Source organism: Martinezella sp. CNPSo 3957 (assembly GCF_057784395.1).
Map to the genome: position 1 here is coordinate 255,959 of NZ_JBXSOU010000007.1, position 21,966 is coordinate 277,924.

17 protein-coding genes are annotated in these 21,966 nt (G+C 60.3%); 8 read left to right on the forward strand and 9 right to left on the reverse strand.

The features are described 5' to 3' along the window. Positions 1-64 precede the first annotated feature (64 nt). The 7 genes from AC13QE_RS18515 to AC13QE_RS18545 form a co-directional block, all read right to left on the reverse strand. A complete protein-coding gene (locus AC13QE_RS18515; protein ID WP_488484780.1) occupies positions 65-1,030 on the reverse strand; it encodes an ABC transporter ATP-binding protein in 966 nt (321 codons plus the stop codon). Position 1,031: 1 nt separating this feature from the next. Next, positions 1,032-2,093, reverse strand: coding sequence for an ABC transporter ATP-binding protein (locus AC13QE_RS18520; RefSeq protein ID WP_488484781.1), 1,062 nt, complete (start codon positions 2,091-2,093; stop codon positions 1,032-1,034). Then, positions 2,090-2,980: an ABC transporter permease gene (locus tag AC13QE_RS18525; protein WP_488484782.1), complete on the reverse strand. Its 891-nt coding sequence runs from the start codon at positions 2,978-2,980 to the stop codon at positions 2,090-2,092. Before AC13QE_RS18525 ends, AC13QE_RS18520 begins: the two co-directional genes overlap by 4 nt. A gap of 2 nt (positions 2,981-2,982) precedes the next feature. After that, complete coding sequence (locus tag AC13QE_RS18530) at positions 2,983-3,936, reverse strand: ABC transporter permease (RefSeq protein WP_488484783.1); 954 nt, start codon at positions 3,934-3,936, stop codon at positions 2,983-2,985. A gap of 87 nt (positions 3,937-4,023) precedes the next feature. Beyond that, a complete protein-coding gene (locus AC13QE_RS18535) occupies positions 4,024-5,616 on the reverse strand; it encodes an ABC transporter substrate-binding protein (protein ID WP_488484828.1) in 1,593 nt (530 codons plus the stop codon). 583 nt (positions 5,617-6,199) lie between these two features. Next, entirely contained in the window at positions 6,200-7,195 is a 996-nt protein-coding gene (locus AC13QE_RS18540) for an MDR family oxidoreductase (RefSeq protein WP_488484784.1), read from the reverse strand. Between the two features lie 40 nt (positions 7,196-7,235). Further along, a complete protein-coding gene (locus AC13QE_RS18545) occupies positions 7,236-7,988 on the reverse strand; it encodes a FadR/GntR family transcriptional regulator (protein WP_132718796.1) in 753 nt (250 codons plus the stop codon). Positions 7,989-8,122: 134 nt separating this feature from the next. On the opposite strand from AC13QE_RS18545, the gene AC13QE_RS18550 reads away from it, so the two are divergent. The 8 genes from AC13QE_RS18550 (at position 8,123) to AC13QE_RS18585 (ending at position 18,878) form a co-directional block, all read left to right on the forward strand. Continuing rightward, the gene (locus AC13QE_RS18550; RefSeq protein ID WP_488484785.1) at positions 8,123-9,580 is read left to right on the forward strand and encodes an FAD-binding oxidoreductase; all 1,458 of its coding nucleotides are present in this window, start codon (positions 8,123-8,125) and stop codon (positions 9,578-9,580) included. Next, positions 9,581-13,093, forward strand: a complete 3,513-nt coding sequence (locus tag AC13QE_RS18555) for an indolepyruvate ferredoxin oxidoreductase family protein (protein ID WP_488484786.1) — start codon at positions 9,581-9,583, stop codon at positions 13,091-13,093. It abuts the gene before it with no gap. Further along, entirely contained in the window at positions 13,090-13,911 is an 822-nt protein-coding gene (locus tag AC13QE_RS18560; RefSeq protein ID WP_132718804.1) for an enoyl-CoA hydratase/isomerase family protein, read from the forward strand. The genes AC13QE_RS18555 and AC13QE_RS18560 overlap by 4 nt, the downstream gene beginning before the upstream one ends. Positions 13,912-13,986: 75 nt before the next feature. Then, positions 13,987-14,952, forward strand: a complete 966-nt coding sequence (locus tag AC13QE_RS18565) for an isopenicillin N synthase family dioxygenase (RefSeq protein ID WP_488484787.1) — start codon at positions 13,987-13,989, stop codon at positions 14,950-14,952. Between the two features lie 69 nt (positions 14,953-15,021). Next, complete coding sequence (locus tag AC13QE_RS18570; protein ID WP_488484788.1) at positions 15,022-16,059, forward strand: ABC transporter substrate-binding protein; 1,038 nt, start codon at positions 15,022-15,024, stop codon at positions 16,057-16,059. A 118-nt stretch (positions 16,060-16,177) separates the two neighbouring features. Then, positions 16,178-17,242, forward strand: a complete 1,065-nt coding sequence (locus AC13QE_RS18575) for an ABC transporter ATP-binding protein (protein WP_488484789.1) — start codon at positions 16,178-16,180, stop codon at positions 17,240-17,242. Beyond that, on the forward strand, positions 17,239-18,096 hold the full coding sequence (locus AC13QE_RS18580; protein WP_488484790.1) for an ABC transporter permease: 858 nt from the start codon (positions 17,239-17,241) through the stop codon (positions 18,094-18,096). The genes AC13QE_RS18575 and AC13QE_RS18580 overlap by 4 nt, the downstream gene beginning before the upstream one ends. Next, a complete protein-coding gene (locus AC13QE_RS18585; RefSeq protein WP_488484791.1) occupies positions 18,096-18,878 on the forward strand; it encodes an ABC transporter permease in 783 nt (260 codons plus the stop codon). The genes AC13QE_RS18580 and AC13QE_RS18585 overlap by 1 nt, the downstream gene beginning before the upstream one ends. A gap of 206 nt (positions 18,879-19,084) precedes the next feature. Here the strand turns inward: AC13QE_RS18585 and AC13QE_RS18590 are convergent, their stop codons facing one another. Continuing rightward, positions 19,085-21,430: a beta-glucosidase family protein gene (locus AC13QE_RS18590; protein ID WP_488484792.1), complete on the reverse strand. Its 2,346-nt coding sequence runs from the start codon at positions 21,428-21,430 to the stop codon at positions 19,085-19,087. A gap of 51 nt (positions 21,431-21,481) precedes the next feature. Next, on the reverse strand, positions 21,482-21,961 hold the full coding sequence (locus AC13QE_RS18595; RefSeq protein ID WP_132718824.1) for a MarR family transcriptional regulator: 480 nt from the start codon (positions 21,959-21,961) through the stop codon (positions 21,482-21,484). Between the last annotated feature and the right edge of the window lie 5 nt (positions 21,962-21,966).

Below are 21,966 nucleotides of genomic sequence, written 5' to 3' on the forward strand. Positions count from 1 at the left end.
GTCGAGACCGGTATGTTATCGCCGGCCGCCTCCCTTTGTCTGTTTTTCATCATCCTAGTCCTCTTCAGGCATATTGCACACAGGCGACCTTCGAGGTTTCATCGGTTGCCATAAGCGCAGGTATTTCGGTTCGGCAGAGATCGGAAACTTGGGGGCAGCGCGGCGCGAACGCGCAGCCGGCCGGCATGTTGGCGAGATCCGGGGGAGCGCCGGGAATGGTGATCAGCCGGTCACGGCCATTGGCGAGCTCGACGCGGGCGCCGAGTAGGCCTCGCGTGTAGGGGTGCCGCGGGTCGCGGATGATGTCCGCCACCTTGCCTTCTTCGACGATCCGCCCGGCATACATGACGGCGATCCGGTCCGCGACTTCGGCGGCGACGCCGATATCGTGGGTCACGAAGATGACCGCGAGGCCGTATTCCTTCTGAAGCTCGCGGATCAAGAGCAGGATCTGGATCTGCACGGTGGCGTCGAGTGCCGTCGTCGGCTCATCGGCGAGCAGGACCTTCGGATTGCAGGCAAGCGCCATGGCGATCATCGATCGCTGCAGCATGCCGCCCGACATTTCATGCGGATAGTTCTGCAGCCGGCGCTCGGGGGAGGGAATCCTCACCTTCTGGAAAAGCGCAAGCGCCCGCGCCGCCGCTTCCGAGCGCGAAATGCGTTCGTGCCGCATGATCGTTTCTTCGATCTGCCGGCCGAGCGTGTAGACCGGGTCGAGCGCCAGCCGCGGCTCCTGGAAGACCATCGAGACCACCGCGCCGCGCAGCCCCGAAAGGTCGCGCGAGGAAAGCCCCATCACATCCTGCCCCGCGACGGACATCGAGCCTTCGATTTTCGTGCCTTTCGGATGTAGGCGCAGCAGCGAGCGCATGGTGACGCTCTTGCCGGAGCCCGATTCGCCAAGCAGCGCCACCACCTCGCCGGGCCGGACCGACAGGCTGACGCCGGTGACGGCCTTCACGGGCTTACGGCCGCGGTTGAAGGTGACGGAAAGGTTGTTGATGTTGATCATCGCATCGTTATGCATCTCAGGCCTCCATCGGGGCCGGCGCGCGGCTGTGGCCGGATCCCGGTATGGACATCAGGCAGGCGGCCGCCTGGCTTGCGGACACGTCGGTGAGCGGCGGTAGCTTTTCGCTGCACACGTTTTCGGCAAACGAACAGCGTGTGTGGAAACGGCAGCCGGACGGCGGATCGATCGGGTTGGGCGGGTCGCCGGAAAGCGGCGGCTCCGTCGTCCGCGCGGACGGGTCCATCTTCGGCATCGAGGCAAGCAGCGCCGACGAATAGGGATGCCGGGTATTGTCGAAGATCGCCTCGCGGCTGCCGACTTCGGCCACCTTGCCGAGATACATGACCATCACCCGGTCGCACATGAAGCGCACGACGTTCAAGTCGTGGGAGATGAACAGGTAGGTCAGGCCGAAATCTCGCTTCAGGTCGAGCAGCAGATTCAGCACCTGCGCCTCGACGGATTTGTCGAGCGCCGAGACTGCCTCGTCGAGGATGACAAGGCGTGGTTCGAGTGCCAAGGCGCGGGCGATGTTGACGCGCTGCCGCTGGCCGCCGGACAGTTCGTGCGGATAGCGGCCGGCAAATCGGGATGGTTCCAGCCCGACCCGGAAGAGCAGGTCATGGACCCTCGCGATCGCCTTCGCCGTAGGCACGCCGTGGACGCGCGGGGCAAAGGCTATGGATTCCTCGATCGTCAGACGCGGATTGAGCGAAGCGTAACTGTCCTGAAAGACCATCTGCACCTGGCGGCGGTAATCTGCGAGCGCCAGTGCCTCGCCGACCTTTTCGCCGTCGAACAGGATATCGCCCTGGTCCGGCACGATGAGCTGCATGAGCAGGCGCGCCGTAGTCGACTTGCCGCAGCCGCTTTCGCCGACGATGCCGAGTGTTTCGCCCTTGAGGATGTCGAAATCGACACCGTCGACGGCGCGGACGGCCTTTTTGGGCCTCAGGAAGCCGCTTCCCTTCACCGGAAAATGCTTGAGCAGGCCGCGGGCGGAAATCAGCGGCTGAGCTGGGCCGCCGCGTTCGCCGACGGGCAGGTCGTAGGCTAGTTTTTCAACGATGCTGATCATGATTTCACGTCCATGGCTGAGCGCAGCCCGTCTGAGAAAAGATTGAAGCAGATCGAGGTGATGAAGATCATCACGCCGGGAAGGGCGGCCACGAACGGGTTGTTGTAGATCGCCGTTCTCAGCGTATTGAGCATCAGCCCCCATTCGGCATCCGGTGGGCGCACGCCGAGCCCGAGGAAGGAGAGGCCGGAGGCGAGGATCATCGACACCGAGATCAGGCTGGTCGCAAAAACGAAGATCGGCCCGAGCACGTTGCCGAGGATATGCACCCGGATGATTGTGGCCGGCGGGGCGCCGGAGGCACGGGCGGCATCGACGTAATCGAGCTTGCGCACTTGTGTCGTGACGCTTTCAGCGACGCGGGCGATCTGCGGGATGAACACAACGGTCAACGAGACGAGCGCGTTGGTGAGCCCTGATCCGAGCGCACCTGAGAGCGCGACCGCCAGAAGCACGGAAGGGAAGGCATAGAACACGTCGACGGTGCGCATGATCAGCGTGTTGACGAGACCGCCGGCGTAACCGGCGATGATACCGATCGCCGCGCCGATCACGAAGGCGATTGGCACCGGCACGACACCCATGATCAGCGACAGCCGGGCGCCGTAGATCAGCCGGGATAGCATGTCGCGGCCGAGTTCGTCCGTGCCGAGGATATAACCTTCCGTGCCAATTGGCTTCAGGCGGCGAATGACGCTGCCCTTCGACGGGTCGTAGGGCGCGATATAGGGTGCCAGGATCGCGATCAGCACGAGGATGATGAGGATCGCCAGCGCCGTGATCGCGACGGGATCATGACTGAGGCGGCGCAGTACGCCGCTCCAGAAGCCCGGGGACCTGGCGATGTCAGGTGTGGGACCCGAAATGTCTGCGGTGACGACGGCCATGGTCAGTTCCTCTGGATGCGCGGATCGATCACGCTCTGCAGCACGTCGACCACCAGGTTGAGGAAAACGAAGAACATTGCCAGCACCAGGATCGTGCCCTGCAGGATCGGCAGATCGCGGGTGAAGATCGCTCCGTTCAGCAGGAAGCCGGTGCCCGGCCAAGAGAAGACGGTCTCGATCAGGATCGAGCCGCCCAGGAGATAGCCGAGCTGCAGGCCCATGACCGAAAGCGCGGTAGGCGCCGCGTTGCGCACCACGTGCCGCAGGATTTGCCGCGTCATCAGTCCCTTGGCCGCGAGTGCCTGAGTGAAATCCTGGGAAAGGATGTCGGCCACCAGCGAGCGGATGGTACGGGCGATGATTCCCATCGGGATGACCGACATGGTCACTGCCGGCAGGATGAGGAACTGCAGATAGGCCCAGCTCAGGCTGCGGCCCGATGACCCTTCCGGCCCGCCTCCCATTGCCGGTAGCCAGCCGAGCGTGACGGAGAAGGCGATCACCAGCACCATGCCGAGCCAGTAATGCGGCACGCTGACGCCGAGCATTGACACCGCCGAGGCCAGCCGGTCGATCCAGCCGCCGCGGAGAACGCCGGCGAGGAAGCCGAGCGTCAAGCCGGCCACGAAACCGATGAAGGCCGCGGCGACCGCCAGGATGATCGAGTTGACCGAGGCATCGAGGATCTCGCCGAGCACCGGACGGCCCGTGGCGATCGAAGTGCCAAGATCGCCCTGCAGTGCATGCCAGGCCCACAGCGCGTATTGCATGGGTAGGGGCTGATCGAGGCCGTAGAAGGCACGCATCCGCGCCTGCATGTCGGCGGAAGCGTCCGAGGGCAGGATGGCGGCGAGCGGATCGCCCGGCGCGATATGGATGAGCATGAAACAGACGATGCTGACGCCGATCGTGACAGGGATGACGTGGAGCAATCGTTTCAGGGCATAGAGCAGCATGGTGTCCTCGCCGGAAAGGGTTGATCGGGCATCATGAAAGGCGGTGCGCCGCCGTGGTGCAAATGGCAGCGCACCGCATGCTCGAAATCATTCTATCGAGATCGGTGAGAAATCCTGGAACCAATTCTGCGCCTGCACGAAGCCCTTGACCTTGACCGTCATGGCCCGCGGGTTGACATCATGCGTGACCATCAAGAACAGCGCATCGTTCACATATTTCTCGTGAATCTGCTGCATCACCTTGTCCTGTTCCTTGGCGTCGAAAGTGTTGCGCACCTTGTCGAACAACGCGTCCATCTCCTTGTCGCAATAATAACCCCAGTTGGTGCCGGTCGGCGGAGCGAGGTTGCACTGCGACTGACGGATCATCGCCGTGAACGGATCCTGGATAAAGTAACTGTAGTTGATTGCCGTGGCGCCCTTGGCGCTCGCGTCCTTGGCACCGGCGCGCCAGACGTTGATTACCGTGTTCCAGTCCATGACCTCGTATTCGACCTTGATGCCGACTTCGGCGAGCGTCTGCTGGATGTATTCGTTCATCTGCAGCGGCAACATTTGGCCGGAACCGGACGAGGAGATGATGACCTTGGTCGTCAGCGGCTTTTCCGGCGTGTAGCCAGCTTCCTTCATCAGCTTCTTGGCTTCCTCGACATTGTAGTCAAGCTTGAAGGTCGGCTTGCCGAACCACTGGTGGCCGGGCGGCATGTAGCCTTGGGCCGGCACCGATAGGCCGCCGAGCAGTTCGTTGAGGCCGGTGCGGTCGACCGCGAGGTTGGCGGCTTTGCGAATGCGGATGTCGTTCCACGGCGAACCTTCTATGCGCGATAGATGCCAGGTCCAGTTATGCGGGTAGGAATTGGTGATGACCTTGAATCCGGCGTCCTTCAGCGACTTTACCGAATCCGGCGCCGGTGCCTCGATCCAGTCTACCTGGCCCGAGCGCAGGGCGGCGACGCGGGTGTTCGGCTCTGGCAGCGGGATCAGCACCAGTTTATCGAGCTTCGGGATGCGCGCCTTGTCCCAATACTCCTTGTTCGGGGTCAGCTCGGCGCGCTCGCGTGGGGTAAAGCCGTTTTCGAGCTTCCACGGACCGGTGCCGGAGGGCTTCTGGGCAACGGTATCCCAGTTCTTGCCCTGCTTCTCCCAGTTTGCCGGCGAGGACATGAGGATCCAGCTCAGCTGGTAGGGAAGCGTTGCATCGGGTCCATTGGTGGTGATCTCCACCGTCAGAGGATCGATCGCCTTGTAGGACGCAACGCCAGGAATACGCGACTTGCCCTGCGCCGCCTGGCGCTTGTCGAACTGCGGCGCGTCGGGCTTCAAAAGCTTGTCGAGGTTCCAAACGACGGCATCGGCATTGAACACGCTGCCGTCATGGAACTTGACGCCATCCCGCAGCTTAAAGGTCCACTTAGTTTTGTCGGTCGCATCTACCTGCCAGGACGTGGCGAGGCTCGGGATGAGAGCAGAGGGCTTGTCGGCGCTCGACAGGTCCCATTCAATTAGCGAATTGTAGACCGTGTAGCCCATGAAGCGCTGACCTTCGCCGCCCTGGTCGGTCTGGCCGGTGGTGAGCGGAATGTCGGAAGCCGTCATGCCGATGCGCAGCGTCCCCGCCGCAAGCGCCGGATTGGCGGCCGCCGCCGTCAGGACGATGGCCGCGAAGCCGGCCACCGCCATCGTCTGAAGGGTCGCAGTCAGGCCGGTGTCGTGTTGGGTATTCAATGATGTTCTGGTCATGCTGTTTCCCTCCTTTATGAATTGCTGCCAAGCTTTCGCCCAGTCAGGAAAAGAGAAGCAGATTTCATGCCATTTAATGTGAAATTATAGTTTCATTTAAATATCATAAGGATAGAAGAAAATCGCCAAAGTGCGCCGGAAGAATGCCGGCGGACTTGCTGATTTCCGAGGCGTAGCAACGCGATCTGATGAAAATTGTAACGCCGATCATCCTGCATGGCGTCGACCGCAATAGCCTTGCAATGGACCCCAGGCGACGTTGCGGAGTAGGGGCTTGCTGAAATCACCAGGCGCAGGACCTTTTCTCATCCCTATCCTCCGGTCGCTCTTGTGCCTTGGGATGAGGATGGTCGGGCGTGATGCCCCTACCATGAGCTGTCCATAGCACGTGCTTCGAGGCACCAGCTACCCGATATGCGGCGATTGCTCCGAGGATGAGAGCCGATCGCAACGGCTGCTCATTCTCGGTGTGACATCTGGCAATGGCGATTTACGGTAGGGCAGATCGCTGGCCGGAGCAGCCTTACGGTGCGATCTCCACCACGACACGCCCCCTGATTTTGCCCTCGACGATATCCTGAGCGAGGCTCGGAAGCTGGGAGAAGGGCTCGATCGTCGCCAATGTCCCGATCCTTTCTGTTTTCAGGTGTTCGGCCAGGGTCTGCCATGCGCGGATCCGTTTGGGCATCGGTGCCATAACGGAATCAATGCCAAGCAGTGCCACACCGCGCAGGATATGCGGAAGAACCGTTGCTGGCAGGTCTGCGCCTGCCGCAAGGCCGCAGGCAGCAACCGCCCCGCCGTAGACGGTCTGCGAAAGTGCGTTTGCGAGCGTCGTCGAGCCAACGGAATCAATCACGCCGGCCCAGCGCTCCTTTTGTAGAGGGCCGCCCTTTTCTGAAAGCGATGCCCGGTCAACGAAAGCGCTCGCGCCGAGCGATCCGAGATAGTCCCGCGTTTCCGGCCGGCCGGTCGATGCGGTTACTTTGTAACCCTTGTCCGCAAGCAGGCTGATCGCCACCGAGCCGACACCGCCCGCCGCACCGGTCACGAGAATTTCGCGATCATCGTTGGCGATCGTGCCCCAATCCTCGAGTGCATTGACACAAAGCGCCGCCGTGTAGCCGGCCGTTCCAATTGCCATTGCCTGCGAAAGGCTGAACGTTTCGGGCAGTGCGATCAGCCATTCCGCTTTCAGGCGCTGAAATCGCGAATATCCGCCCCATTCTGTTTCAGACAGGCCCCAGCCGTTGACGATGACCTTGTCGCCGGGCGCCCATTTGTCCGATCGGGATTCAACCACGATTCCGGCAAGGTCGATACCTCCGACCATGGGAGTACGCCGGGCTATCCGTCCCTTGCCGGTTAGGGCAAGGCCATCCTTGTAATTGATGGTCGAATAATGAACCTCGACGAGAACATCATGATCCGGCAGATCGGAGAGTGAAAGCTGGCGGAAGCCGGCCTGCGGCTTGCCATCGGCCATGTCGATGACCATTGCCTGGAATGTATCGGACATGTGTCCCCCTTTTTACACTTGAAATCGGCCATTCGCCTTGTCAGGCCTGATGCTGCGCCTTCATCCTGTCGCGTGCGTCCATCGCGGTTGCGTAGCTGTTGCGAATGTAGGCTAGCAGGTCCGCCAATGCCCTTATCGCGGTCTCGGTATCGCGCTTGGCGACGGCCTCCATGATCTGCCGGTGAAAGCCAGCGACCTTGCGGCGCTCGCGAACCCGAAAGACGATCATGTTGGTGATGGGGATGAAGGACTCGATCACCGTGTACATCATCAGCTTCAGCGGGCCATTACAGGTGGAATCCACCAGAGCGCGATGAAAGCGTACATCGGATGCACAGAAGTCTTCGTCACTGATCGTCTCGTCACGCTGGATCTCGATCTCCACCGCCATTCGCTCCAGATCGGCAGCGCCGTGATTTTCGCAGGCGAGCCTGCAACAGATCGTCTCTGTCTCAAGGCGGGCCGTAATGATCTCGTCGATATCGAAGGCGCCGATGCCGACAAGCAGGGTTGCTGCTGCGGTGATCGCGTTGGAAAGCCCTTCCGGATCCGGCCTCTTGACGAAGTTTCCTCCGAGCGGGCCACGCCTCGAGTGGATGAGGTTTTGCGCTGCCAGGCGTTTCAGCGCCTCGCGCACGGTCGGCCGCGATATGCCGAAGCTTCTCGCGAGATCCTCTTCCGTGGGGAGCCGTTCGTCGATCTTCAGGCGGCCATCCATGATCGCGGACTTTATGTTCTCCGCAACCTGCTTGGCGATGCCAGCCCTCACGACCTCATCAAATTTCAACGTCATCGATTGTTGCCCTCACCTCGATTTCATAGATGCCATGGCCGCTTCGAAAACGCTACTGAAAATTGAATATAGGTTTGACAAATATCGGATAGACGATAACCTGCCCTCGATCCAGATAACCAAGGGGAACGAAATTGGGCGGATCGACTGGTCGGGCGGAGATCGCCCAAGGTGCCTATGCGCCTGTCGGCCGGCCTGCAGAGTTGCTGCGCCGTCTGAACGGAAGGATCGGTAGTAAGGCCGTTCTCGCTGGCGACGACGTCGGCGACGGCTATCGCAGTGACGCAACCGACGAGCGCGGTGAGCGCCCGATAATCGTTTTCCGGCCCGCGGATACGGCGGAAGTATCCGCTATCCTTGAAGAATGCAATCGTCTGGGTCAGCCCGTCGTCGTCCAAGGCGGCAGGACGGGTCTTGCGGGCGGGGCGAGGCCTCATGTCGGCGAAGTGTCGCTTTCGCTTGAGCGAATGGTGAACCTGTCGCCGGTGGATGAGAATGCCGCCACCATCATCGCAGAGGCCGGTGTGACGCTTCAATCGGTACAGGAGGCTGCGGCAGGCTACGGGCTATTTTTCGGTGTCGATATCGGCGCGCGCGGCACGTCCACGGTTGGCGGCAATGTTGCCACCAATGCGGGCGGTATCCGTGTCCTGCGCTATGGCATGTATCGGTCCCAGGTTCTGGGGCTTGAGGTTGTGCTTGCGGATGGCTCCGTCCTGACCAGCTTGAAGGGATTGCCCAAGGACAATTCGGGCTTCGATCTCAATCAGCTCTTCGTCGGAAGCGAAGGTGTGCTTGGCGTGGTCACGCGGGCCTGTCTGCGGCTGCATCCAGAGCCGCGGTCGCAGGCGAATGCCTTTTGCGGATTGCCGTCGTTAAGTGCCGCTATTGCCCTTCTGAAGCATTTGCGTTCTGCGCTCGGCCCGTCGCTGTCGGCCTTCGAAGTGATTTTTCCGAACGTTTATGACGGGGTTCTGTCGCTGACCGGTGCTCAGCCACCTGTTGCGGCAGGTGCCGAGATGTACGCCCTTGTGGAGATGCAGGGACAGGACGAGGCCGGCGATCGGGAGCGTTTTTCCGAAGCGCTCATGGCTTGCTACGAAAGCGGAATCGTGACGGACGTGGCTGTTTCGGGGTCGTTGCGCGAGTATCACGCAATCTGGAAACTTCGCGAGGCTGCCAGTGAATTCATCTTCTCGATGGACCACGTCTCCGGCTTCGATGTCAGCCTGCCCTTGTCCAACATACAGGCCTTCCTTGATGCTGCCAGCCACGAGATCGCGGCCGCCGATCCGAATGCCGAGATCTATATTTTCGGCCACCTCGGCGATGGCAATCTGCATTTTCTTGTCCGCACTCATCATCATGAGCGGATCGCCGATATAACTCTTTCTGCCGTGATCCGTGCCGACGGCGCGATTTCCGCCGAGCACGGAATTGGCCTTGAGAAGAAGAAATGGCTGCCTCTCGGGCGAAGTGCCGCCGAGATGGATGCCATGCGCCGGCTGAAGGCCGCCTTCGATCCCAACAATATTCTCAATCCTGGTCGGGTTTTCGACATGCCGTCGCCGGGCGTGCCGGAGCGTGCGTAGATGCAGAACCTTTCCGATATGACCCGCGCATCGCCCAGTGAAAAAGGCCCAAGCCTTGATGACCGGTATACGGTCGATCATGGAAAAATCCTTGTGTCGGGCACACAGGCGCTGGTGCGTCTTCCAATGATCCAGCGACAGCGCGATCTGGCAAGGGGCCTCAACACTGCCGGTTACGTCTCCGGTTATCGCGGTTCGCCGCTCGCAAGCTTCGACCGCGAGATGGCGCGTGCCAAGACCTATCTCGACCAGAACCATATCCGCTTTCAGCCCGGCCTCAATGAGGACATGGCGGCCACGGCTGTATGGGGAACGCAGCAAACGGCGATGTTCTCCGGCGTCCGCTATGACGGTGTCTTCTCGATGTGGTACGGCAAGGGGCCAGGCGTCGATCGCACCATGGATGTGATCCGGCATGCCAATGCCGTCGGCACCAACCCGAATGGTGGCGTGCTGCTGCTCGTCGGCGACGATCATGGCGCCGTCTCATCGACCTTGCCGCATCAGAGCGAGTACAACCTGATATCGGCCATGGTGCCTTTGCTGTCGCCCGCCGGCGTTGCCGAATATATCGACTACGGTTTGCTGGGATTTGCGCTAAGCCGCTATTCGGGTGCGTGGATCGGCTTCAAGTGCCAGACCGAGATTGTCGAATGCACGGCAACAGTCGATCTCGATCCGGCTCATCCCGCGATCGTCTATCCGGATGCGCAAGGCAATCTGTCGCTTCGCTGGCCTGACGGGCCGCATGCGATGGAGCGCCGGCTGGAAGACAAGCTTTCTGCCGTTCATAGATTTGCCCGTCACAACGGGCTCGACCGTACCATCTGGCAGGGGCAGCCCACTAAGGCGCGTCTCGGCATCGTCTCGACCGGCAAGTCCTGGCTCGATCTGATGGGCGCGCTTTCGCGCCTCGGCATAAACGAGCGGCGTGCAGGCGAGCTCGGCATCCGGCTCTACAAGGTGGGTCTTGTCTGGCCAATCGAGCCGGAGGGGATCGCACGGTTTGCCGCCGACGTCGAGACGCTACTGGTCGTCGAAGAAAAGCGCCCGATCATGGAAGACCAGATCAAGGCTCTGCTCTTCAACATGCCGTCCGATGACAGGCCGAGAGTGTTCGGCAAACTCGGGCCGGCGGGCACATCGCTTCTGTCCGCCGTCGGCGAGATCGATGCGGTGGCCGTCGCGAGGGCCATCCTTGCTGTGCTCGGGCCACAGGCCGATGATCTCGATAGCCGGTCGCGGGAGATGGAGGCAATTGTTGCAGCCGGCGTAACGGAAAGTCCGGCACTCAAGCGCGATCCGTATTTCTGCTCCGGCTGTCCGCACAGCGTCTCGACCCGGCTGCCCGAAGGAAGCCGTGCGTCGACCGGTATCGGATGCCACATGATGGTCATCGGGCTTGAGGACCGGAACACCTCGACCTTTACCCAGATGGGGGGTGAGGGCGGTGCATGGATCGGGCTTTCTCAGTTCACCGATGAAAAACATATCTTCGTCAACATGGGCGACGGCACCTATTTTCATTCGGGCCTGCTTGCGATCCGGGCCGCGATCGCCGCGAAGGTCAACGCCACTTACAAGATCCTCTATAACGATGCCGTCGCCATGACCGGAGGTCAAAAGCACGATGGTGAGGTCTCTGTTCCCGGTATCGTCGGTCAGATGCTGGCCGAAGGGGCTGCAAGAGTGGCCGTCGTCGCCGAGCGGCCGGAGGTCTGGCGGGGTCGCTTGCCACGCAATGTCACGGTCAACCATCGCGACGAACTCGATCAGGTGCAGCGTGAGCTGCGTGAGATCGACGGGGTGACGGTGCTGGTCTACGATCAGGTCTGTGCGGCAGAGAAACGCCGGCGTCGCAAGCGCGGGGCGCTGGCGGTCTCGGACAAGCGAGCCTTCATCAACGAACTGGTCTGCGAAGGATGCGGCGATTGCTCGGCCGTTTCCAACTGCATCTCGATCGAGCCGCAGGAAACGGAGTTTGGCCGTAAGCGCAAGATCAACCAGTCGAGTTGCAATACCGACCTTTCCTGCATCAAGGGCTTCTGTCCGAGCTTCGTCACGGTGGAGGGCGGAAAGATCAGAAAGCCGGCTGCGAAAGCCCAGCAAGCAACATTCGATGACATGCCGTTACCTGTTCTAACGGAGATCGGAGCGCAGCCGTATAATATGCTGTTAGCCGGTATCGGCGGGACGGGGGTGATTACCGTCAGCGCTATCCTCTCCATGGCGGCGCATCTTGATGGGCTTTTTGTGCAGACGCTGGATCAAACGGGGCTTGCGCAGAAGAACGGGGCTGTCATTTCGCATCTTCGCGTGGCGCGGATGGCTGGTGACTTGTCGGCGGTCCGGATCGGTGTCGGCGAAAGCGATCTGGTGCTCGGCTTCGACATCGTGGTGTCGGCCGGTCGCAATGCGCTATCGACCTTTGGCGCTGGCCGCACGCGCGCCGTTCTCGACAATCACTTTGCGCCGACGGCGTCTTTCGTTCAGAACACGGCGATCGATTTTCAGCAGGAAGCGACGCTGAAAACGCTGCGCCGCGCAGCAGGCGACGACGCTGTTCACCTCGTCTCGGCGACCAAGCTTGGCGCGGCGCTGATGGGCGATGCGATTGCAGCCAACATGTTCCTGCTCGGTCATGCATGGCAGCGCGGCCTGGTGCCGATCAGCCTTGCTTCCATCGATCAGGCGATTGCACTCAACGGAACCGGCGTTGCGATGAACCGCGCCGCTTTCGGCTGGGGCCGCCGCTCGGCGGTCTCCCCCGATATCGTCGCCAGCGCTGCGGGAGCTGATCTAGCCGAGGTCAAGCCCGTCGAGACACTCGACACGATCATCGAGCGGCGTGAGGCTTTTCTCGTCGCGTATCAGAGCGCTGCCTATGCGCGCCGGTACCGGGCACTGGTCGATGCTGCGCGGCAGGTCGAAAACCGGCTCATGGCCGGCGAGGAGTTTGCAATGGCCGTCGCCAAAAATGCCTTCAAGCTGATGGCCTACAAGGACGAATACGAGGTGGCGCGTCTGCACCGCGACCGGAGCTTCAAGGCCGCGATCGAAGCGCAGTTCGAAGGCGACTTCAGCATCAAGCATCATCTGGCGCCACCCATCCTGTCACGGCGGATCGACAAACGCACCGGAAATCCGGCGAAGATCGCCATCCCCGAGAAAATGATCGGCCCGGCCTTTGCGCTTCTGGAAAAGCTGCGCTTCCTGCGCGGGACGGCGCTGGATCCCTTCGGCTATACCGAAGAGCGCCGGATGGAGCGGCGCCTGATCGCTGACTATCAGGCGATGATCGAGGATCTCACGAGACAGCTTTCCGTCGAAACGCACGCCCATGCCGTCGCGCTTGCCCGACTGCCGGAAGAGATCAAGGGGTTCGGCCCCGTCAAGATGGCGTCGATCGGGCGCTTCGAAAAGAAGATGGCGGCCTTGCTTGCAGCGCCAGCCAATGACGAGAAACGAACAGCGATGCCGGATCAGGACGCGGCCAAGAGGAAAAGCATATGAGCACTTCCGAGACCTTCGAGACGATCCTTTACGAGAAAGACGGCCGGGATAAATTCGCGACGATCACCATCAATCGTCCTGAAAAGCTCAATGCGATGAACAAGACGACGGTGCGCGAAATCGACCGCGCCGTCGCCATGGCTGTCGCCGACAAGGAGGTCAACGCGCTCATCATCACGGGGGCGGGCCGTGCATTCTCGTCCGGCTATGATCTTCAGGGCGCCGATTACGATGTCGATATCGAGGACTGGCATGCGGACATGTCGGAGAACGCCCAGGCGCTCCTCAATATCTGGAAAGCACCGATCCCGGTCATCGCTTCCGTGAACGGTTATGCGCTTGCGGGTGCGCTTGAGCTGATGATGGCCTGCGATCTAACTATTGCCAGCGACAATGCGAAGTTCGGCGAGCCGGAGGTGCGACACAATTCCGGCCCGCCGGCACTGTTCATGCCCTGGCTGCTGGCCACCCGTGACGTGCGCTGGCTGATGTACACAGGCGATTTGGTCGATGCCGAGGAAGCCTTGCGCATGCACCTCATCAACAAGATCGTGCCCGCCGATCAATTGAGGGAAAAGACCGAGAACCTGGCACGCAAGCTGGCCCGCATGCCCGTGCCGGCAATCAAGTTCGCCAAGTCCTCCATCAACAACCAGCAGATGGCCGCTGGCCTGATGACATCCTTCGATTTCAACGTCCACGCCATCGCCGCCCTGCATGTCAGTCGCGATGGGCAGGAGTGGATGCGCAATCTGCAGAAGATGTCGCTGAAGGAATATCTCGAATTCCGCGATGCCCCGTTCAAGGGGCTCGACTGACCATGTTTTAAGATATCGCCCGGCGGCACTCATTCGGTGCTATCGCCGCAGCCGATGAAGGAAAGAGGCTCCAGGATGCAGACGATCACAGCGCCGGATGAGGTGCAGGACAGCATACCCGTCATCGATATTGCACCATTCATCGCAGGCGCGGAAGCAAGCCGAAAGGTCGTCACCGCCATTGAGGATGCCTGCCGCCGAACCGGCTTCTTCCTCGTGACGGGGCACGGCGTCAGCGCTGACGTGACAACCCGTCTCTACAACCTCGCTCGCGATTTCTTCGATGAGCCGCAGGAGTGGAAGATCGGGCAGGGAAGAGGCACCTCGATAGAGGGTGGTGTTGCCTTTTCGCCGATCGCCGACGAGGCGCTTGCAGCGACACTCGGCATCAAGACGCCGGGCGATTACAAGGAAAGCCTGAACTTTGGCCCGCGCCTGCCCGGCGATCTATGGCCAACCAGGCCGGAAGGGCTGGAGCAGGCCTTTGCCGACTACTTCGCGGAGATGGAAAAGCTTGCAGGCCATTTGCGCCGCGCATTCTGCGAGGCGATAGGCCTCGCCCCCGACTACTTCGAGCCGGCGTTTGAAAACCACCTCTCGGCGCTACGGGTGATCAATTATCCGGAGCAGAAGGAGAGCCCGCTGCCGGGCCAACTCCGCGCCGGCGTTCACACCGATTACGGCTTTATGACCATCCTGCGTTCGGAAGCCTCGCCGGGTGGATTGCAGGTGAAAAACCGGGCAGGTGACTGGCTGGATGCGCCGAATGTCGAAGGCGCCTACGTCATCAATATTGGTGACGCCTTTATGCGCTGGTCCAACGATGAATGGCTGTCGACGCCGCATAGGGTCGCCAATCCGCCCGGTGCTTTCAAGGGGGCGACGCGTCGCCAGTCCATCCCATTCTTCCTCAATCCGTCCAGGGACACCGTGATTGAGTGTCTCGCGCCTTTTGCAGCAAAGGGCGCCGCCAAATACGAGCCGATCACCTACGGCGACTACATTTCACTGAAGACCAGCCAGGCCTTCGGCAAAAGCTGACGGCAAGAAGCGGAATACCGCCTGCCCCGCAATACATGACCAAGTCAGAACCATTTTGAGGGAACGTCAATGATGAACATGAACAGGCGGCAGGTTCTTGCCGGAATGGGTGGAGTAACAGCGGCGGCCATGGTTGGCCTGCCGGCATGGGCGCAATCCAAGACACTTGTCGTGCCGACGCTCGGCGGCGCATGGGAGCAGTTCTGGCGCCAGACGCTGGCACCGGCCTTTACTCAGAAAAGCGGCGCTCAGGTGACACTGGACGCGGGTAACGGACGTGTCTGGAGCGCCAACCTGCGGGCGGCGGGGGCGCAGAAGCCGCCATATTCGATCCTGATGACCAATGAGGCATTCGCATCGAGCCTGCGCAAGGAAGGCTTCTTCGAAAAGCTCGATCTGGCGAAATTGCCAAACTATGCCGACCTCTATCCGCTTGCCAAGAAGACCGACGGCTGGGGTGCCGTGGCCATGGTGTCACCGATCGGCCTCGCCTATCGCACGGACATGGTCCAGACGCCGCCGAAAGCCTGGAAGGATCTCTGGGACAACCCCGAATTCAAGGGGCGCATCGGCCTCTACAATTTTGCCAATACTGCCGGCAAGATGGAACTGATGCTCGCATCCAAGATCTTCGGCAAAGATCAATATGATGTCGATGCCGGTTTCAAGGCGCTGGAAAAGCTTGGCCCAGTCATCCAGGCCGATTTCAACCTTTCCACCGGCATCGCATCCGGCGAATTCGTCGTCGCTCCCTTCGATTTCGGCGAGGTGGCGCGTCTGCGCGGCCAGGGCCTTCCGATTGACGTCATCGTGCCGGAAGAGGGGCTTTTGATGTTCGATCAAACCCTCAACATTCTCGCAAACGGCCCCGAGAAGGATCTGGCCTATCAATATGCCAACTTCCTTCTGTCACCTGACGGCCAGTTGCCGCTGATGAAGCAGTTCTTCGTCTCGCCGACCAATGCCAAGGTTGTCGTCCCTGACGATCTGAAGAAGGACGTGCCGATTTCCGGCGAAGTGATGGATAAGATCCTCACCTGGGACTGGGACTTCATGAACGAGAAGCAGGCAGGCTTTGCCGAGACCTGGGCCAAGATCATGAAATGATTTCTGTCTTCTCCATGAGGCAGCAACAACCGGATCGCCTTGTTGGGGCGGTCCCTGCATTCTCCCCTGACGCGATGAGATTTGCGGTGCGCCGCACAGACAATCTGGAAGATCGATCATGACCGAGGTGAGCATCGAAGGGCTGACCAAGCATTACGGCGCCTCGCGTGCCGTCAACGGCATTTCCGTCAAGATAGGACAGGGCGAGTTCATCTCGCTGCTCGGGCCATCAGGATGTGGCAAGACCACGACGCTGAAGATGATTGCTGGCTTCGAGGATGTCACATCCGGCGCCATCCGCTTCGACGGGCAGGATGTCTCGCATGTGCCGGCGGAAAAGCGCGATATCGGCATGGTGTTCCAGAACTATGCACTCTTCCCGCACATGACCGTGGCGCAGAACCTCGCTTTCGGGCTGGAAATGCGCAGGATTTCGCGGTCTGAAATCACAATCCGCACCGCCAAGGTTCTGGATATGGTGCAGCTATCCGGATATGCCGACCGTTATCCGCGCCAATTGTCCGGCGGCCAGCAGCAGCGCGTGGCGCTTGCCCGCGCGCTGGTCATCGAACCCCGTATCCTGTTGCTTGATGAGCCACTTGCCAATCTCGATGCCAAGCTTCGTGACGAAATGCGGGTCTTCATACGCGACCTGCAGAAGCGCGTGGGCATTACCACGGTCTATGTGACCCACGATCAGGCCGAAGCGATGACGATGTCGGACAGGATCGTCGTGATGTTCGGCGGGCAAATTGCGCAGTATGGCGCTCCGTCTGATGTTTATGACCGACCGGCAAGCCTGGAAGTCGCGCAGTTCGTCGGGCAGGTGAATACGTTGCCCGGCCGCCTGAAGGGCAGGAGCGATGACGGTACGTCGATCGTCGAAACCGTGCTTGGAACGGCGAATGTCAAAGGTACCGTGCCGTCGAGCGACGGCTCCATCCCCGTATTGCTGCGGCCAGAGGCCATCGAACTTGCGGCCGCGGGGGAAGAGGACGCCGGTATTATCGCAACGGTTTCGCAGAGCTATTATTCCGGCAGTCTGATCGACTATCGGCTGATGCTCGAAAGCGGCGAAGCGCTGAGCGTCCAGACCTTTCCGCGAAGCCGTTTCCAGCCGGGTGATCGCGTGACGGTGAAGGTCGATAGCGAGCGTTTCTGGGTGCCGGGAACGATCGCATGATACGCCGCGCCAGATCCGCCTATCCGCTTCTCCTGATCGCGCCCTCGGCATTGCTTCTCGGGCTGTTTCTTGTTCTGCCTTATCTCAATATTGTGGTGATGAGCCTGCGCAACCCGGCCAACGGCTCGCCCTATGCGCCCGGATTTACGGTCGGCAATTACCTGAGGCTGGCGACCGATACGTTCTACATGCAGCAGGTGGCGAACACGCTCTTGATCGGTCTGGTCACGACGCTTGTTTGCCTCATTCTCGGTTTTCCGGTTGCCTGGCAGCTGTCGCGCGAGAAGATGCGGTTTCGCGGCCTTGCCTATGGGCTCGTGCTGTCGCCGCTTCTTGTCGGCATTGTCATCCGTAGCTATGGGTGGACGATCCTTCTTGGAAATAACGGCATCATCAACAAGACGCTGATGAATTTGGGCCTGATCGATCGCCCGATCGGACTGATGTACAACGTCCTCGGTATCGTCATTGCGCTCGTCCACGTCTTCCTGCCCTTCATGATCCTGCCATTGATGAGTGCGCTGCAGGGGATCGACCCGTCGTTGAAGTCGGCCGCACGCTCGCTTGGCGCGGGAAAGCTGACGGTCTTCAGGCGCGTAATCCTGCCGCTGGCCATGCCGGGCATCCAGGCGGGCTGCATTCTGGTGTTCGTGCTTTCATTGAGCGCCTACGTGACCCCTGCCCTGATCGGTGGCCTGAGGGTGAAGACGATGGCAGTCAGCGTCGTCGACGCGCTGATCGACACATTCCAGTGGCCGTTCGGCTCCGCCATGGCACTGACGCTTTCCCTTACCGGAGCGGTGATCGTTGTAATCTTCGCGCGGCTTACCCGCATGAAATGGAAGATGAGCTGATGTCCAAGCATATGTTGAATGGCTATTGCCTCATCATCTACGGCTTTCTGCTGCTGCCCATTCTCGTGGTCGTCGGTGCCTCCTTCAATGCAGGGTCATTTCTGACCTTCCCGCCCCAAGGCCTCTCATTTCGGTGGTATGTTGTCTTCTTCCATAACGATGTCTTCTGGCGTGCTATTCGAACCTCGCTTTGGGTCGCGGCCGTCTCGACCCTGATTTCCGGTGTCATCGGCACGATGGCCGCAATGTTCTACGTGCAGCATGCGGGGCGATGGAAGGAGAGTGTCCGGCTTGCGCTGCTGTTGCCGCTGCTTTTGCCGGAAGTTCTGACAGCGATCTCGCTTCTGTTCTTTGTCTACGCGATCGGTATCGGCACGACGACAATGGCTGGCATGCTGATTGGGCATGTGCTCATGACGCTGCCCTTCGTCTTCATCAACGTGTCTGCGGCGATGGAAGCCTATGAACCGTCATGGAGCCTTGCCGCCCGCAGTCTTGGTGCCGGACCATTCACGCGCTTCAGACGCATTATGCTGCCATTGATCAAGCCCGGCGTCATCGGCGGCTGCCTGTTTGCGTTCATCATCTCGTTCGACCTCTTCACTATATCGTTCATGTTGAAGAATGTCGGAACGGCCACGCTTCCGATCCAGATCTACGATTATCTCAGAACGAACTTTACCCCGGAGGCGGCGGCAGTATCGACATTGTCTATCGTGATGACGGTCGTCGTGGTCGTGGTCTCGGAAAAGCTGTTCGGCTTGCGGATACACCGTTTTTGAACGGACTCTGTTGCAAATATTCCAGGTGACTGAAGAAAACTAGCTTAATCCGCCGTCATGCAGGCTGCCCCTCAAGGCTCAAGAGCATTTCCGCTTTTCTTCGAATCGCGAAAGCGCTCTATCTTTTGTTTTTACGCAGTTCCAGACGCAAAACCGCTTCGCACTTTTGCTGGAACTGCTCTAGGTGAGTAAAGCTACAGCTTCCCTCAAGGCGCTCGATTCAGGGTGTCAAAGAGCGCTGTGATGTCAGCTTCGTTGATCGCGTCACCGACATACCAGCTCAAGGTATCGTAGAAGCCCAGGAAAGAGCCGTTGAGCTTTTCGAGGATGGCCATCGCTTCATCGCCGGAGATGCGGAGCTTCCTCGCCAGCAATTCTGTCAACGCAGGTATCGCCCGTTCATTCGCGAAAACCAGCGCTGGCGGCGAAAGGGTAGACAGGGTTGCCGGAGGGAAGCGCTCGGAACGGCAAGCGAGTCGGCTTTGGAGGCGGATATCGCGCGAGGAAGCCGCCGCCTCGATGATGAAAGCTTCTGCATCGAGCACCCATGCACCGCGCGCGGTATCGAAATATTGGAAATCCCGCGCGGAAAGCGTCAGGGTCACAACCTTGGCTTCGCCCGGTTGAAGCTCGACCTTAGTAAACGCCTTGAGTTCCCGGATCGGCCGCCGGTGGTTGGGCTTTATCGGACGGACGTAGAGTTGGGCGATTTCCTTGCCAGCCACTTCGCCGGTGTTGCGGATGGTGACGCTCACTCTGCAGCCCATCGACGGGCCGATTTCCTGCCTGTCGAGTGCCATGCTCTCGTAAGAAAAACGCGTGTAGCTTAGGCCATGACCGAAAGGGAACAGGGGCGTCACCGCCTTGAGGTCATAGAAGCGATAGCCGACGAAAATTCCTTCGCTGTAGACATGCCGGCTGTTCTCACCGGGATAGGTGTGCCAACCGGGAATGTCCTCGATGCGGATGGGCATCGTCGTCGTCAGTTTTCCGCAAGGGTTCTGTTCGCCGAACAGAACGCGGGCAATGGCTTCGCCGCCGCCCTGGCCAGGATAAAAGCAGGCCAGCACGGCCTGCGTGGCACCCAGCCACGGCATTTCGACTGCATCCGGTGTCGTTAGAACGACGATTACTTTCCGGCCGGCCTCAGTGAGCGAGCGGATCAGGCTGTCGTGGCCGGCCGCCAGTTTCAAGGTGTCGCGATCATTGCCTTCGCCGTTATGCGACTTCTCGTTCTCGGTGAAGATGATGACTGCGTCCGCTGTCGTTGCAGCATCTAGAACGGCTTGTGTTTCACTCTCCATCGGAATGCTTTGCGCTGTCGGGAAAGGCACGTGACGTACCTTCAGATGCTCTCCCGCACGTGCTGCGATCCGCTCCAAGGGGCTGTCGACGCGATAAGGATTGGTCGTCGCTGACCCCGATCCCTGGATCGTTGGGACCAGGGCGCCATCGCCAACCACGAGTAACTCGCCGGTAGTCGCCGCATCGAGCGGCAGTGTCTGCTGTTCGTTGCGCAGCAGAACGATGGACTCAGCTGCGATCTGTTGGGCGAGGGCGTGATGGCGGTCCAGATCGACAGGGGCTGCGGGCAGCCTCTCGGCATGACAGCGGCGGACGAGGCCGATAACCCGCTCACAAGCCCGATCGAGTATGTCGTCGGCCACCTTGCCTTCTTCGATAGCCAACAGAAGCCGTGCCTTGCGAGGTTTGCTTTCCGGCATGTCGAGGTCAGTACCGGCTTTAAGCGATGCCGGCCGATCCTTGATGGCGTGCCAGTCAGACAGGACAAGCCCGTCATATCCCCATTCATCCCTCAGGATGTGTTTCAGCAACCAGTGGCTTTCCGCCGCTTGAACGCCGTTCACCGGATTATAGGCGCTCATCACGGTCCAGGGCGGGCTCTTGCGGATCGCCCGCTCGAAGCCTGCGAGATAGATCTCCCGCAGAGCCCGTTCATCCACATCGGAACTGGTCGTTGTCCGATCGATTTCCGAGTTGTTGCAGGCAAAATGCTTCAGCGAGGCACCGATACCGTTGTCCTGCAGGCCGGAAATCAGAGCGGCGGCAAGATCGCCGTTGATGACCGGATCCTCCGAGTAATATTCATAGGCGCGGCCGGCGAGCGGCGTCCGTCGTGTGTTGATACCCGGTCCGAGCAGGAGATGGATTCCCAGGCTACGGCATTCGAGAGCAAGCGCTTCGCCCATGCGATACAGCAGGTCCACATCCCAGGAACATCCGACGAGATTGCCGTTCGGAAAGCAGGTGGCTGGTCGCGTCGTGCCAAACATGCCGCCTTTATCGTCGGCCTGTTGGTTAATCAGGTCGAGGAATGCGGCGAGGCTTTCTTCATCGCCGGTGCCGGCATCTATCTGGGTTGTCGAGTAGCGCACGCCGTAGGTGCCATCCGTCATCAGAATCGCGTCGATCCCGAGCCTTTCGATTGCGGCTGTTCTCCAGAGGCCTTGGCCACTGACGAGAGCGACTTTCTCATTCGTGGTCATGGAGGTGACCAGCGCTCGGATTTCCGCATCGTCCGCTTCGGGCATGGTGTGTCTTCCCCTGTCTGAGTAAATAGGCGCGGACCACATGTAGTGCCGTCAACAGATCTTCTGGAGCAGTTCCATCAGCATCATGCGCTCGGCAGCTGTCAGCGGCCCCAGGGTCTCTTGCGAAATCTCCAGCGCAATGGAGAGATTACGGTCTACAGTGGCCTCGCCTTCGTCGGTCAGTGTCAAGACCAGGCGTCGTGCATCTGCGGGGTCGGGCGCGGTGTGCACCAGGCCACGCTTGACGAGGCGGTCGACGACCCCCTTGATGGTCGCCATGTCCATTGCGGTTTCGCGGCCGAGGTTACCTTGCGAGCAGGGCTGCAGATCCTTGAGCTTGACGAGCGCCGCCCATTGGGTGGTCGTCAGCTTCTCGGAGATCAGGCTGGCGAAGATCGAGACGTGGCGTTGGTTCGCCTGGCGCAGGAAGAAGCCGATCTGCTCGCCCAGTGCATATTGGGTGTGGTTCGGTTTCGCTGCCATCTCTGCACCCTTCGCTCCCCGGGCCTTGTCCTTGAGTGGAATATCCATCTTGT